We start from the raw sequence: 13658 nt of genomic DNA on the forward strand, positions 1-13658 counted from the left end.
GCATCACGCGCGCGGCGCTGGTCGCGCTGGCCGTCGGCACGGGCCTGCTGGCGGCCGCGCCGGCGGCGCTGGGCGTGGCGGGCTACATCGGTCCGATCGTGTTGCTGACCGCGGGCTATGCGACGTTCCAGGCCGCCAACAACACCGGCGTGATGGCGGCGATCGACGCGCGCCAGCGCGGCCTGGTGTCGGGCATGCTGAACCTGTCGCGCAATCTGGGACTGGTGACCGGGGCGTCGGTCATGGGCGCGGTGTTCACGCTGGGGACGGGCGCGACTGACCTTGCGGCGGCGCCGCCAGTGGCGGTGGCGCGGGGCATGGCGCTGGCCTTTGGCGTGGCGGCGGGGCTGGGAACGGCGGCCTGGATGATCGCGTGGCGCGGCCGGGCGCGAAGCGCGTAGCGCGCGGTCGATGACAGGACGATTGCCTAAAAGGCGAAGGTCTGGCGCAAGAGTCCGCCGCCATCCAACCGCTCGCTCCATGACGTGCCGCGGCGCCCGTATGGCCTGCGCGCCGAGTCGATCGCTCGACGCTAGGCCGCGCCCGTCAGCCGCAGGATCCACCAGGCCAGTCCCACCGCCACCGCCGCCAGCACAATGCGGCGCAGGCCGCCGCCTTGGCGCGGCACCGCGCCGGGCGCCGAAGCGTCAACCACGGACGGGCCCGGGGCGGCCGTTGGCGCCGCGCTGCGCACGTCCGGGATATCCGTTTCGATGATGAATTCCGGCTTGGCGGCGGCGTGGCGCGCGTCCGGTCCCGCCAGGCCGCCGATGTCCACGCCGGCCTCCCGCAGCGCGTCCCACAGGCCGCTGTCGTTCAGGCCCTCGCGCACCGCCTCGATACGGTCGCGGTCCGCGCGGGGCACCTCGTCCATGCTGTCGTAGCGGCGCCCGTTCACGGTGACCGCGCCGTCCTTGATCTCGACCTCGAAGCGACCGTCGCCGTCGGCGCCGACGTAGCGCCATTGCTCGGTGAGGGCTTCTTCGGTGTCGTGTCGCACGCCACGCAGCCCGCCGAAGGCATCCTGCGGATCGCCCGAGGCGCCGCTCGACATCGACCAGCTACGCGTGGTGGTCGAGCTGCGCCAGGTTTTGCTTTTTTCCGTCATCGAATCGTTTCCGTGAGTAACGTTTGTTATCGGGCTGGGCGCGGCTCCGCGGCGGCCGCCGGTGGACTGCGCACTATACAGACGTGGCGCAGTCCTGAATTCGTCTGACAGTGTCCTTAATGCAAAAGTAAATCCCGAGTCAAGAAAATCGATCTGATCCGGTCGGAACAGCAGATCAGTTGGTCTGAAAAGCGCATAATGAGGGCCACCTTTCCTTGCGTCCCTTTTCAAGGATCGGTCTGCTTTTCAGTAACGAAGAAGAGCGTGTTGTCACCAGGGCGCGGCCCGGCAGTTCGTGTTTCCAGGAGTGCATGTGCGGCTGTGCGCCAGGACGACTTGGAATTTTCACGGAGATGTCTATGACACAAGATGCAAAGCCGCGCAGGCGGTTTCTGCAGGCGCTGGCCATCGTGCCCGCGTCGACGCTGGCGGTGGGGGTGGCCGCCACGGGCTGTACCAACGCCGCCGACGGCGGCGCGGCCCGCTCGGCCAAGGCCTATGAGCCTACCTACTTCACCAAGCCCGAATGGAACTTCATCGTGGCAGCGGTCGATCACCTGATTCCCGCGGACCAGTACGGCCCCGGCGCCATCGAGGCCGGCGTGCCGGAGTTCATCGACCGCCAGATGGAAACGCCGTATGGCCACGGCAAGCTCTGGTACATGCAGGGGCCGTTCCATCCCGACGTGGCGCCGGAGCTCGGCTACCAGTTGAACCAGAATCCGCGCGAGGTCTACCGCCATGGCATCGAGGCCTGTGACGCGTGGTGCAAGAAGACCCACGGCAAGGTCTTCGCCGAACTCGACAAGCCCCTGCAGGAACAGATCCTGAAGGACCTGCAGGCCGGCAAGATCGAGTTCGACGCGGTCCCCGCCAAGACCTTCTTCAGCTTCCTGCTGGGCAACACCAAGGAAGGCTTCTTCGCCGACCCGATGTACGGCGGCAACAAGAACATGGTGGGTTGGAAGATGGTGGGTTTCCCGGGCGCGCGCGGCGACTACATGGACTGGGTCGACCAGCCCAACGTCAAGTATCCCTACGGGCCCGTGTCGATTTCCGGGGAAAAGGGGTAAGCGATGGCGATCAAGAAAGACAAAGTGGACGCGGTGCTGGTGGGCTTCGGCTGGACCGGCGCGATCCTGGGCCAGGAGCTGACCGAAGCCGGCCTGCACGTGCTGGCGCTGGAACGTGGCGCCATGCAGGACACCCCCAAGGACGCGGAATATCCCAAGGTGCTCGACGAGCTGGCGTACTCCGTGCGCGGCAAGCTGTTCCAGGACCTGTCCAAGGAGACGGTGACGATACGGCATGGCGTGGACGACGTGGCCGTGCCGTATCGCCAGAATGGCTCCTTCCTGCTGGGCACGGGCGTGGGCGGCGCGGGCTTTCACTGGAACGGCATGCACTACCGCGTGCTGCCCGAGGAACTGGAACTGCGCACGCGCTACGAAACGCGCTACGGCAAGAACTTCATTCCAGAAGGCATGACGATCCAGGACTTCGGCGTCACCTACGACGAGCTGGAACCGTACTTCACCAAGTTCGAGTACGTCTGCGGCACCTCGGGCAAGGCCGGCAACCTGAACGGCAAGATCGTCGAGGGCGGCAACCCGCTGGAAGGCAAGCGCAGCAAGGAATTCCCGCTGCCGCCGCTGGCCACCACCTACGGCGCGCAGTTGTTCGACAAGGCCGCGCGCGAAGTGGGCTTCCATCCGTATCCGGCGCCCGCGGCCAACGCCTCCGGCCCGTACACCAATCCATACGGCGTGCGCCTGGGCCCCTGTAATTTCTGCGGCTTCTGCGAGAACTACGGCTGCTACATGTATTCGAAGGCCTCGCCGCAGACCACCATCCTGCCGGTGCTGCTGAAAAAGCCCAACTTCGAACTGCGCACCCACTCGCACGTCATCAAGGTCAACCTCGATTCGACCGGCAAGAAGGCCGTCGGCGTGACCTACATCGACGCGCAGGGCCGCGAGATCGAGCAGCCCGCCGACCTGGTGATCCTGTCGGCCTACCAGATGCACAACGTGCGCCTGCTGCTGTTGTCGGGCATCGGCAAGCCCTACGATCCCAAGACCAACGAAGGCGTGGTTGGCAAGAACTACGCCTACCAGATGAACGGCGCGGTCAACGTGCTGCTGCCCAAGGGCACCCAGCTCAACCCGTTCGTCGGCACCGGCGCCGGCGGCGTCGGCATGGATGACCTGAACGGCGACCAGTTCGACCACGGTCCGCTCGGCTTCATCGGCGGCGCCAGCATCCGTCACATCCGCTACGGCGGCCGTCCCATCAAGATGACGCCCACCACGCCCGGCACGCCGTCCTGGGGCACCGCGTGGAAGGCCGGCGTGCAGGATGCCTACCAGCGCTACATGACCATCGGGATCTCCGGCTCGGTGATGTCGTACCGCGACGCCTACCTGTCGCTGGACCCGACCTATAAGGACAGCTTCGGCCAGCCGCTGCTGCGCATGACGTTCGATTGGCACGACAATGAATTCGACATGCTCGGCCACATGGGCAACAAGATGGAGGAAGTGGCCAAGGCCATGAAGCCGGAGAAGCACTTCGTCGCCGTGCGCAAGAAGGGCGCGCGCTACGACACCCGGGTCTACCAGAGCACGCACAACACCGGCGGCGCCATCATGGGGGCCAATCCCAAGGAAAGCGTGGTCAACAAGTACCTGCAAAGCTGGGACGTGCCCAACGTGTTCGTGATGGGCGCCTGCGTGTTCCCGCAGAACATGGGCTACAACCCGACCGGTCTGGTGGGCGCCCTGGCGTACTGGGCCGCGCAGGCGATCCGCGACCAGTACCTGAAGAACCCCGGCCCGCTGGTCCAGGCGTAAGGAGCCGACAATGATGAAGAAAACCATTGTTGCCGCGCTCTCGATCCTGGCTTGCGGCACCGGCTGGGCCGCCGATGGCACGCCCGCCACCGCGGATGCGCAGTTGATCAAGCAGGGCGAATACCTGTCGCGCGCCGGTGACTGTATCGCCTGCCACACCGCCAGGGACGGCAAGCCGTTCGCTGGCGGCCTGGGCATCGAGTCGCCCCTGGGTACGATCTATTCCACCAATATCACGCCCGACAAGGACACGGGCATCGGCAACTATACGTTGGAGGACTTCGACCGTGCCGTGCGCCATGGCGTGGCCAAGGACGGCCATTCGCTGTATCCGGCCATGCCGTATACCGCCTACGCCAAGGTCACGCCGGATGACGTCAAGGCCCTGTATGCCTACTTCATGCACGGCGTCGAGCCGGTCAAGCAGGCCAACAAGGACACGGACATCACCTGGCCGTTGTCGATGCGCTGGCCGCTGGGCGTGTGGCGCTGGATGTTCGCGCCCGACGTGGCCACCGCGCCGGTCACCGCCACTCCCGCCAACGACGCGGACAAGCAGGCGCTGCTGCGCGGCCAATACCTGGTCGAAGGGCTGGGCCACTGCAGCACCTGCCACACCCCGCGCGGCTTCGCGCTGCAGGAAAAGGCGCTGACCGACGCCGACGGCTCGGCCTTCCTGTCCGGCGGCGTGGTCGAAGGCTGGCTCGCCAAGAACCTGCGCGGCGACATGGCCGACGGCCTGGGCAGCTGGAGCAAGGAAGACATCGCCGCTTTCCTCAAGTCCGGCCGCAACGGCCATTCGGCCGCGTTCGGCGGCATGGCGCAGGTGGTGCAGGACAGCACCCAGCACCTGACCGACGCCGACGTCAACGCCATCGCGGTGTATCTGAAGAGCCTGCCGCCGGTGAACAAGAACGCCACCCAGCCGCTCGCCTACAACGACACCGTGGCGCAGGCCCTGCGCAGCGGCAAGGATACGAGCGACGGCGCGATGACGTTCCTGAACAACTGCGCGGCCTGCCACCGCAGCACCGGCAAGGGCTACGCGGAAACCTTCCCGCAGCTGGCGCTGAGCTCGACGGTGAATTCGGCCGATCCCGCGTCGCTGATCCACATCGTGCTCAAGGGCGCGCAGATGCCGGGCACCTCGGCCGCGCCGACGGCGTATGCGATGCCGGGCTTCGACTGGCGCCTGACCGACAAGGAAGTCGCCGACGTGGTGACCTTCGTGCGGTCAAGCTGGGGCAACCAGGGCGCGGCGGTGAGCGCGTCGGACGTGGCCAAGGTGCGCAAGGACGTGGGCGCGGCCAAGGCGCCGGCGCGATAATCGCGCTGCCGCGGGCTGGCCGGCCCGCGGCGCCCCGATGGGATTCGCCCGCTTCGGCGGGCGAATTTTTCCGGTGTCACCGGGCATGTTGAACACCTTTACACCTTCTGGAGAATTTCCCACCATGATGCGTCCTCTGCTCTTGGCGGCATCGCTGGCCGTGGCCGGCAGCGCGACGGCGGCGCCTTCCTTCAACTGCGCCAAGGCCGCCACGCCGGTCGAGAAAGCGATTTGCGCCAACCCGGCGCTGGCGGACCAGGATGCGGCGATCGCGCGGCAATACAAGGATGTGCGGGACAAGCTGGATGCCGAAGCGGCCAAGTCGCTGACCGCCGATCAACGCTATTTCCTGGGCATGCGGGACAGGGTCTATGAGCAGCCTTTCACGCACAGCACACCTGCCAAGGAAATGGCCACCTTCATGCGGGCGCGCCTGGCTTTGTTGAAGGCCATCAATCCGCATCCGGCCGCCGGCTTCGTCGGCAAGTGGCGCAACATCGAGGGCGAGATCGAGATCACGCGAGGCGCCAACGGCGAGTTGGCCGTGGCGGTCAATTCGTGGATGCCTTACTACGGCAATTGGATCTGCGACCTGAGCGGCAATGCGGTGGTGGATGGCGACAGCCTGAAAGTGACCTACCAGGACGGTCCGCCCTGGGTCGTGACGCTGACGCGGCGCGGCGCCGTGCTGGTGGCGCGCCAAACGGCGCCTGCTGGCACCCCCGACGACGGCTCGGGTCCGCCTTTCTGCGGCCGCAATGGCGGCGTGGCCGGCGACTGGTTCGCGGCGCGCTGACGCGCCCCCGCCAGGCTCACTGGCGATTGATCAGGTTTTGCCTGTCCTGGATGAACCCGGGCAGGTTCGGGCGTTCTCCGTCGCCACGCTGGACGTCCAGGCGCTGGCGGGGGCGCGTGTCGTCACACCGGCCGCTCGTAGCGGCGCGCCTGCACCTCGATGCCGCCGATCCGGTCGGTTTCGGTGCCGGTGTTGCGCCAGCCCTGTCGTTCGTAGAAGGCGATGGCGCGGGCGTTGCCTTCGAGCGCATACAGATATAGGCGCGACGCGCCGCGCGCGCGGGCCCAGGCCTCGGCGCGCGCCACCATGAGCTTGCCGGCGCCGGTGCCTTGCCAGGGCGGCAGCACGTGCAGGTTGTCCAGCAGCACCGCGCCGGGGTGATCGTGTTCCTGCTTGACGCAGACGAAGCCGATCGGCTGGCCGTCCTGCTCGGCGATGAACACGGCCTGCGCGTCGGCGTCGCGCATCCGGTCCTGCCAGTGGACCATGCGGTCGTCGGCCAGGCCGGCGTCGAGAAAGCCATCCGGCAGCAGGCCGCGATAGGTGACGGCCCAACTGGCCGCGTGCATGGCGGCGATGGCGTCGGCGTCGCGGGCGGTGGCCTGGCGCAGGGTGACGGCGGAACGGGACATGGATTCCTTTGGGACGATGACGGACGATCCGGCCTGGCGCGTGGCCAGGGCGAGCATGTTGCCGGATGAGTTTGACAGGTTTGGCGGCGTCCAGCAGCATCGTGCCATGAACCGTCCGCACCGCCCGTCCGCCCTGATTATTCGCCCCGCTGGGAACTCGGTGGGGTAGCGCGCGTCGGATCATCGCTACATCAACCCGCCAATGGCGGGTTTTTTGTTGGCGCGCCCGTTGGTTTTCTCCAGAGGCAGTCCATGCAATCGAACGCGTTTTCCGTCCCGTCCCCGGCCGAACCGGTGCTGCATTTCCTGGACTTGCCCGATGCGGTCTGCAAGGCGCGGTTGCGGGCGCGCAATGAATCGGGTGTCCATCCTTACACCCCCAGCGAGGCGCAGTACGACGCGATCACCGCATACTTCGTGGCGCCGCAGGACGACGAGGGGTTCGAGATCGTGCGCCACTAGGTATAAGCCGAGGGCGGCGGACGGCGATACGGCCTGCTATGATTACTGGATAAATACCCAGCTACCAAGACCGGCTGATGCTGCCCCCGCACCGCTACTACTACCTGCACAATTTCCAGCGCGCGCTTGCGTGGGTCGGTGAGCGCTACGCGGATCTGCTGGATGCCCGCGAACGCCGCTTCATGTCGGATTTCGCCGCGCTGCCGCAGGCCTCGCAGGCGTTGCTGGTGCGCATGTTGATGCGGCGCGGGCCGTGGTTCCGCGCCAGCCGCCTGGCCTACGAGGAAATCCCCGATACGGTCGAGGCCGCCGCGCCGTTGCTGACGCTGGGGTGGCTGGAAGCCGACGCTCCCATGACGCTGGACGAACTGTTCGGGCTGCATACGCGGCCCGAACTCGACCGGTTGTTCGCCGACTCCCGCCCCAAGGGCGCGGCGCGCAAGGCCGACCTGCTGGCGCTCCTGCGTGCCAGCCAGCCCGAGGCGCAGCCCTATGCGAGCTGGAATCCCGCCGCCGGCCCCGACCGCGCAGGCGCGAACGGCACGCGCGTCGTTGCGGCCGGCCGCAACGCGGCGATGCCGTTCGATCCGGCCTGGCGCGTCGCGGTTGCCGACCTGTGCGAACGCCTGCGCCTGATGTTCTTCGGCAACCTGCACCAGGACTGGTCAGAGTTCGTGCTGGCGGACCTGGGCGTGTTCCAGTACGAAACGGTGCCGTTCGAGCCTTCTTCGCGGGCCTTCCAGGCGCGGGAAGACGTCGACCGCTACCTGGCCCTGCATGCCTGTCGCCGGGCGCTGGATGATGGCCCGGACGTCGATGCGCTGTTGCAGGCGGTGGCCGACTGCGCCAGCGGCAACGCCTGGCTGGAAAAGCGCCGCGCCAAGGTGCTGCTGCGCCTGGGCCAGGCCTGCGAGCGGGTCCAGGATTGGGCGGCGGCGCAACGGGTGTACGCGCTGTGCGCCTACCCCGGCGCGAGGCATCGCCGCATCCGCGTGTACGAGCGCATGGCGCGTTTCGACGAGGCGCTGGCGTTGGCGCTGCAAGCCGAGGCCCGGCCCGAAAGCGAGGAGGAATCCCAACGCGTGGCGCGCATGTTGCCGCGCCTGCGTCGCAAGCTGGGGCAGGGCGCGCCGCGCGGCGCGGCCGCGCCGGTGAGCCGTTTCGACCTGGCGCTGGAGCGGCCCGAGCCGACGGTGACGGTGGAATTCGCGGCGCGCGATCACCTGCACCGCGACGAGGCGCCGGTCCATTATGTCGAGAACACGCTGATCAATTCGCTGTTCGGCCTGCTGTGCTGGCCGGCAGTGTTCGCGCCGTTGCCGGGCGCATTCTTCCATCCGTTCCAGCGCGGGCCGGCCGACCTGGACGCACCTGATTTCCACGCCCGGCGCGAGGCCCTGTTCGCCGCCTGCCTGGCGCAACTGGACACGGGCGAATACCGCGTCACGATCCGCCAGCGCTACGCCGCCAAGCAGGGCGTGCAATCGCCGTTCGTGTTCTGGGGCGCGCTGGACGAGGCGCTGCTGGAGCGGGCGTTGCACCACCTGCCGCCAGCGCACCTGAAACTGTTTTTCCTGCGGCTGCTGCGTGACGTCAAGGCCAACCGGTCGGGGCTGCCCGACCTGATCCGCTTCCAGCCGGACGCGCCCGGCTATGAACTCATCGAGATCAAGGGGCCGGGCGACAAGCTGCAGGACAACCAGATCCGCTGGCTGGCGTACTGCGCCGAGCATGGCATGCCGGTGCGCGTCTGTCATGTCAGTTGGCGCGACGCGGCGTGCGCATCGCAGCCGCCGGCCTCGACGCACCATGCCGCCCCGGAAGGGCCGGCGCCATGACGTACGCCGTGGCGGTGCGCGCGCTCTGCGAATTCACGGCCCGCGCCGGCGACCTGGATCTGCGCTTCACGCCCGCGCCCAGCGGCCTGGAGGGCATGGCCGGCCACGCCGCCGTGACCGGCCGGCGCGGGCCCGCCTACGAAACCGAGGTGGCGCTGACCGGGCAATACGAAAACCTGCTGGTGCGCGGCCGCGCCGATGGCTACGACCCGCAGGCCAATCAGGTCGAAGAGATCAAGACCTACCGCGGCCGGCTCGACAGCGTGCGCGACAACCACCGCGCCGCCCATTGGGCCCAGGCGCGGGTCTACGGTCACCTGCTGTGCCAGGCGCGCGGCCTGGCGCAGGTCCGCGTGGCGCTGGTGTACTTCAACGTGGCCACCGAAGAAGAAACCCTGCTCGTCGAGACCCGCGACGCGGCCTGGCTGGCGGCCTTCTTCCACGAGCAGTGCGAACGCTTCCTGGCGTGGTCCCGCACCGAGCTGGCGCACCGCCAGGCGCGTGACGCGGCGCTGGAGAAGCTGGCGTTTCCCTATGGCGAGTTCCGCAGCGGCCAGCGCGAACTGGCGGTGTCGGTGTACCGCACGGCGCGCGACGGCCGTTGCCTGATGGCGCAGGCGCCCACCGGCATCGGCAAGACGCTGGGCACCTTGTTTCCGCTGCTCAGGGCCGCCCCGGGCGCGGGGTTGGACAAGGTGTTCTTCCTGGCGGCCAAGGGTTCGGGGCGCGGGCTGGCGATGGCCGCGCTGGATACGCTGAACGCGCAGCCGGCGGCGCCCGGCCTGCGGGTGCTGGACCTGCAGGCGCGCGACAAGACCTGCGAGCATCCCGACAAGGCCTGCCATGGCGATTCCTGCCCGCTGGCGCAGGGCTTCTACGACCGCCTGCCCGCCGCGCGCGAGACGGCGCTGTCGCAGCCGCGGCTGGATGCCCCGGCGGTGCGCGCGGCGGCCCGCGCGCATCAGGTCTGCCCGTATTACCTGTCGCAGGAATTGATCCGCTGGAGCGACGTGGTGGTGGGCGACTACAACTATTACTACGACGCCACCGCCATGCTGCACGCGCTGACGCAGGCGCATCAGTGGAAAGTGGCGGTGCTGGTGGACGAGGCGCACAACCTGGTCGACCGCGCGCGCCGCATGTACACCGGCGAATTGAGCCAACTTGGGCTGGCGGCGGCGCGCCAGGCCGCGCCCAAAGCCCTGAAAAAGCCGCTGGACGGCCTGCAGCGTTCCTGGACCGCGCTCAACAGGAAGCAGGCCGAGTCCTACCAGGCCTACGACGAGGCGCCGGCCGGTGTGCTGGCGGCGGTGCAGAAGGCGGTGGCCGCCATCACCGACTACCTGGGCGAGGCGCCGCTGGCGCAGGACGATCCGGTGCTGGCCTTCTATTTCGAGGCGCTGCATTTCATGCGGCTGGCCGAGCAGTTCGGGCCGCACGCGCTATTCGACGTGACGCGGGCCGAAGGCGGGGCGCGCGGCGCCAAGACGCCGCCGTCCACGCTGTGCGTGCGCAACGTGGTGCCGGCGCCGTATCTGGCCGCGCGGCACGCGGCGGCGCACGCCACCGTGCTGTTCTCGGGCACCTTGAGTCCGCAGCAGTTCTATCGCGACACCCTGGGCCTGCCGGCCGAGGCCGCGTGGATCGACGTGGCCGCGCCGTTCCAGGCCGAACAACTGGCGGTCAAGGTGGTCGGTCATGTGTCGACCCGCTACCGCGACCGCGAACGCTCGCTGCAGCCGATCGCCGACCTGATCGCCGACCAGTACGCGCGCCGGCCGGGCAATTATCTGGGCTTTCTGAGCAGCTTCGACTATCTGCGGCAGGTGGCCGATCTGATGCGCGCGCGCCATCCGCAGGTGCCGATCTGGCTGCAGACGCCAGGCATGGACGAGGCCGGCCGCGCCGCCTTCCTGGGACGCTTCACCGAAAGCGGGCAGGGCGTCGGCTTCGCGGTCCTCGGCGGCGCTTTTTCCGAGGGCGTGGACCTGCCCGGCAAGCGGCTGATTGGCGCCTTCATCGCCACGCTGGGGCTGCCGCAGGTCAATGCCGTCAACGAGAACATCAAGCGCGCCATGGAGCGGCGCTACGGCGAGGCGCAGGGCTACGACTACACCTATCTCTATCCCGGCATGCAGAAGGTGGTCCAGGCGGCGGGCCGCGTCATCCGCACCGAGCAGGACGTGGGCACGGTGCACCTGATCGACGATCGCTATCGCCGCGCCAAGGTGCGCAACCTGCTGCCGAGCTGGTGGCGGGTGGATTGAACGAGGATGCCGCCCATTGCTGCTTCGCGCCTGCCGCGGGGCGGGCGTTCAGGGGACAGGCCGCCGCCGGCCGCGCCGACGCGTTGAGCGCGCGGGCCGCGCTCAGGCCGAGCGCAGTTCGGTCAGCGGCTGGTTCGGGTCGCGGCTGAGCTGGTAGCCGTACCACAGGCTGCGCGCCATGCGCTTGGCCATCTCACCGGCGGCATCGGCCAGCGCGCGGTTGGGCAGGGCCGCCAGGGTCTCGCCCCACAGCGCCAGCCAGCGCTCGAACAGCTCGGCGCTCAGGTGCGGCATGGCGGCATGCTTGGGCATGGGCATGCCGGTGAACCGCCGCGTGCCCAGCAGCACGGCCGACCAGAAATCCGAGAGCGTCGCCAGGTGTTCGTCCCAGTCGTGCACCTGGGCCTCGAACACCGGACCCAGCGCGGCATCGGCGCGGGCCTTGGCGTAGAACGTATGCACCAGGCCGCGGATTTCGGCTTCGGTGCAGATGTCGGGTTCGGGCGGGTCGGGTTCGGACAACGGAGGCTCCTGGCGGCGTGAAACGGCAGCACGAATAGTAGGGCGAGGCTGCGCGAGGACGGATTGATCTGGCGCAAGCCGCCGCATGGCCCCGGGCGCGCGCGGGCGCGGGGATCATGCGGCCGGCGATCCATGCGCCCGGGCCCTGCGGCCGGCGATCAATGCGCCTGGGTCCGCACCCGCGTCATCGGCGCCGTCTCGGGCCGCGCCAGCAAGGCGTAGACCAGCACGGCCAGCGCCAGCGCGAATCCGGCCAGCGCGTACAGCACCTGTCCGAAGGCCTGGTCGTAGGCATGGCGCAGCAGGTCGCCGGCGCCGGACAGCAGCGCGCCTGCTTCGTCCAGTTGTCCGAGGGCGGCGCGGTTGGCGGCCTGCAGCAGGGCCGGAGCGCCCGCGTCGGGCAGGGCGGCGGCGGCCTGGGCGTGGATCAGGGTGGCCAGCAGGGCGCTGAGAACGGCAATGGCCACCCCATCCGCGGATACGCGCACGGTATTGAAGATGCCGGTGGCCATGCCGACCCGCTCGTGCTCCACCACGCTGACCGCCATGGCGTCCATCAGCCCCCAGGGCAGCCCGATGCCGATGCCGATCAGGCTCATCGGCAGCCACAGCCGGTCGGCGTTGCCGCCCAGGTCGCGGGCCAGCCAGGCCAGGCCGATGGCCGCCAGCACCAGGCCGGTGCTGGACAGCGCGGCAGGGCTGAAGCGGCGCGTCAGCAGCGCGGCCAGGAACGGCACCACCAGCAGCGGCGTGGCCAGGCCCATCATCAACTGGCCGGCGCGCAGCGCGCTGTGGCCATCGATGCCGATGAAGCGGCTGGGCAGGAGAGCGATCAGCGCAATGAACAGGAACGCCGGGGAGGCCGCCAGCGCCTGCACGCCGACAAAGCGCGGGCGGCGGAACAGCGACAGGTCCAGCATCGGATGCGTGGCGCGGGTTTCCGCGAGGATGAAGGCGATGCCCAGCAGCGCCGAGGCCAGCAGCGAGCCAGCCACCGCGGGATCGGTCCAGCCGTTTTCGGGGGCCAGCAGCATGCCATAGGTGAACAGCCCCAGCGCACCGGTGAAGCTGAGCGCGCCGCGCCAGTCGAAGCGGCCGCCGGCCGCGCCCGGGGTGGCGCGCACGCTGGCCGCGACCAGCGCCAGCCCGCCCAGCCCGACCAGTCCGGTGCCGTGGAACACCCAGCGCCAGCCGGCCGTCTGCACCAGCCAGCCGGAGATCAGCGGTCCGAACGACAGGCCGATGCCGAAAGTGGTGCCCAAGAGGCTGAAGGCGCGGGCGCGAGCGGCGCCATGGAACAGCGGCGCCAGCGACGACATGGCCGCGGCGAACGCCGCGGCGCCGCCCACGCCCTGCATCAGTCGCAGGAAGTCGATCCAGCCGGCGGACGGCGCCCAGGCGATGGGAAAGGTGAAGGCGCAGAACCAGGCCAGTCCGCCCAACCAGACGCGGCGCGGGCCATACAGGTCGGTGAGGCTGCCGGACACCATGATGACGCTGCCGTAGGCCAGGATGTAGCCGTTGAGGATCCAGTTCAGTTGCACGGGCGTGCCGCCCAGCGCCTGGCTGATCGACGGCAGGACCACCGCCGGGCCGGTGAAGCACAGGGGAATGAGCACGGCTGTGAGGCAGGCCGCCAGCAGTTGCAGCCAGCGATTGGAGGCGGGAGAGGGATGCGATGGGGTCATGTCGGTAGAGCGGCGCGAAGCCGGGTGGGCAAACAGAAAACGGGCGAGCGCGGCGCCCGGACGGGGCGCCATGGAATGCAATGCCGGCAGGATAGGCAGCCTCTGATAAAAGAAAAATAGGCTAGGATTCCGAATATTCCGGACATGTATGTCCGTATTGAAGGAA

General features: G+C 68.7%; 11 protein-coding genes and 1 pseudogene. 8 read left to right on the forward strand and 4 right to left on the reverse strand.

Going from position 1 to position 13658, the window contains the following annotated elements; translation table 11 throughout:
- A pseudogene (locus tag HV783_RS24885) lies at window positions 1-401 on the forward strand (MFS transporter); the annotation flags it as partial.
- Between the two features lie 131 nt (window positions 402-532).
- On the opposite strand, the gene HV783_RS24890 reads toward HV783_RS24885, so the two are convergent.
- Entirely contained in the window at window positions 533-1108 is a 576-nt protein-coding gene (locus HV783_RS24890; protein ID WP_175190072.1) for a hypothetical protein, read from the reverse strand.
- 359 nt (window positions 1109-1467) lie between these two features.
- On the opposite strand from HV783_RS24890, the gene HV783_RS24895 reads away from it, so the two are divergent.
- The 4 genes from HV783_RS24895 (at window position 1468) to HV783_RS24910 (ending at window position 6083) form a co-directional block, all read left to right on the forward strand.
- On the forward strand, window positions 1468-2181 hold the full coding sequence (locus HV783_RS24895) for a gluconate 2-dehydrogenase subunit 3 family protein (protein ID WP_049073369.1): 714 nt from the start codon (window positions 1468-1470) through the stop codon (window positions 2179-2181).
- A 3-nt stretch (window positions 2182-2184) separates the two neighbouring features.
- Entirely contained in the window at window positions 2185-3960 is a 1776-nt protein-coding gene (locus tag HV783_RS24900; protein WP_049073370.1) for a GMC family oxidoreductase, read from the forward strand.
- A 10-nt stretch (window positions 3961-3970) separates the two neighbouring features.
- Window positions 3971-5287, forward strand: coding sequence for a c-type cytochrome (locus HV783_RS24905; protein ID WP_175190073.1), 1317 nt, complete (start codon window positions 3971-3973; stop codon window positions 5285-5287).
- A 124-nt stretch (window positions 5288-5411) separates the two neighbouring features.
- Window positions 5412-6083 (forward strand): lysozyme inhibitor LprI family protein, encoded by a 672-nt coding sequence (locus HV783_RS24910; protein WP_054502355.1) that lies wholly within the window; start codon window positions 5412-5414, stop codon window positions 6081-6083.
- A gap of 122 nt (window positions 6084-6205) precedes the next feature.
- On the opposite strand, the gene HV783_RS24915 is transcribed toward HV783_RS24910, so the two are convergent.
- Window positions 6206-6715 (reverse strand): GNAT family N-acetyltransferase, encoded by a 510-nt coding sequence (locus tag HV783_RS24915; RefSeq protein ID WP_054502356.1) that lies wholly within the window; start codon window positions 6713-6715, stop codon window positions 6206-6208.
- 252 nt (window positions 6716-6967) lie between these two features.
- Here HV783_RS24915 and HV783_RS24920 point away from each other — a divergent pair, with 252 nt between their 5' ends.
- The 3 genes from HV783_RS24920 (at window position 6968) to HV783_RS24930 (ending at window position 11282) form a co-directional block, all read left to right on the forward strand.
- Complete coding sequence (locus HV783_RS24920) at window positions 6968-7177, forward strand: P-loop nucleotide/nucleoside kinase family protein (RefSeq protein WP_420867701.1); 210 nt, start codon at window positions 6968-6970, stop codon at window positions 7175-7177.
- Window positions 7178-7254: 77 nt separating this feature from the next.
- The gene (locus tag HV783_RS24925) at window positions 7255-9015 is read left to right on the forward strand and encodes a VRR-NUC domain-containing protein (protein ID WP_175190074.1); all 1761 of its coding nucleotides are present in this window, start codon (window positions 7255-7257) and stop codon (window positions 9013-9015) included.
- Window positions 9012-11282 carry an ATP-dependent DNA helicase gene (locus tag HV783_RS24930; RefSeq protein ID WP_064528916.1) on the forward strand — a complete coding sequence of 757 codons (2271 nt, stop codon included), beginning with the start codon at window positions 9012-9014 and terminating at the stop codon, window positions 11280-11282. Before HV783_RS24925 ends, HV783_RS24930 begins: the two co-directional genes overlap by 4 nt.
- Window positions 11283-11384: 102 nt before the next feature.
- On the opposite strand, the gene HV783_RS24935 is transcribed toward HV783_RS24930, so the two are convergent.
- Both HV783_RS24935 and HV783_RS24940 read right to left on the reverse strand, forming a co-directional pair.
- Window positions 11385-11804 (reverse strand): group III truncated hemoglobin, encoded by a 420-nt coding sequence (locus tag HV783_RS24935; RefSeq protein ID WP_116792418.1) that lies wholly within the window; start codon window positions 11802-11804, stop codon window positions 11385-11387.
- A gap of 158 nt (window positions 11805-11962) precedes the next feature.
- Complete coding sequence (locus HV783_RS24940) at window positions 11963-13492, reverse strand: MFS transporter (protein ID WP_175190075.1); 1530 nt, start codon at window positions 13490-13492, stop codon at window positions 11963-11965.
- Window positions 13493-13658: the final 166 nt, after the last annotated feature.

Origin of the sequence: Achromobacter dolens (genome assembly GCF_902859745.1) — a bacterium.
Lineage (GTDB): Bacteria > Pseudomonadota > Gammaproteobacteria > Burkholderiales > Burkholderiaceae_B > Achromobacter > Achromobacter dolens.

Excerpts from the sequence above, each read along its gene's own strand:
- HV783_RS24890 (WP_175190072.1), bottom strand. The coding sequence starts at position 1,108 with ATGACGGAAAAAAGCAAAACCTGGCGCAGCTCGACCACCACGCGTAGC.
- HV783_RS24895 (WP_049073369.1), top strand. The coding sequence starts at position 1,468 with ATGACACAAGATGCAAAGCCGCGCAGGCGGTTTCTGCAGGCGCTGGCC.
- HV783_RS24900 (WP_049073370.1), top strand. The coding sequence starts at position 2,185 with ATGGCGATCAAGAAAGACAAAGTGGACGCGGTGCTGGTGGGCTTCGGC.
- HV783_RS24905 (WP_175190073.1), top strand. The coding sequence starts at position 3,971 with ATGATGAAGAAAACCATTGTTGCCGCGCTCTCGATCCTGGCTTGCGGC.
- HV783_RS24910 (WP_054502355.1), top strand. The coding sequence starts at position 5,412 with ATGATGCGTCCTCTGCTCTTGGCGGCATCGCTGGCCGTGGCCGGCAGC.
- HV783_RS24915 (WP_054502356.1), bottom strand. The coding sequence starts at position 6,715 with ATGTCCCGTTCCGCCGTCACCCTGCGCCAGGCCACCGCCCGCGACGCC.
- HV783_RS24920 (WP_420867701.1), top strand. The coding sequence starts at position 6,968 with ATGCAATCGAACGCGTTTTCCGTCCCGTCCCCGGCCGAACCGGTGCTG.
- HV783_RS24925 (WP_175190074.1), top strand. The coding sequence starts at position 7,255 with ATGCTGCCCCCGCACCGCTACTACTACCTGCACAATTTCCAGCGCGCG.
- HV783_RS24930 (WP_064528916.1), top strand. The coding sequence starts at position 9,012 with ATGACGTACGCCGTGGCGGTGCGCGCGCTCTGCGAATTCACGGCCCGC.
- HV783_RS24940 (WP_175190075.1), bottom strand. The coding sequence starts at position 13,492 with ATGACCCCATCGCATCCCTCTCCCGCCTCCAATCGCTGGCTGCAACTG.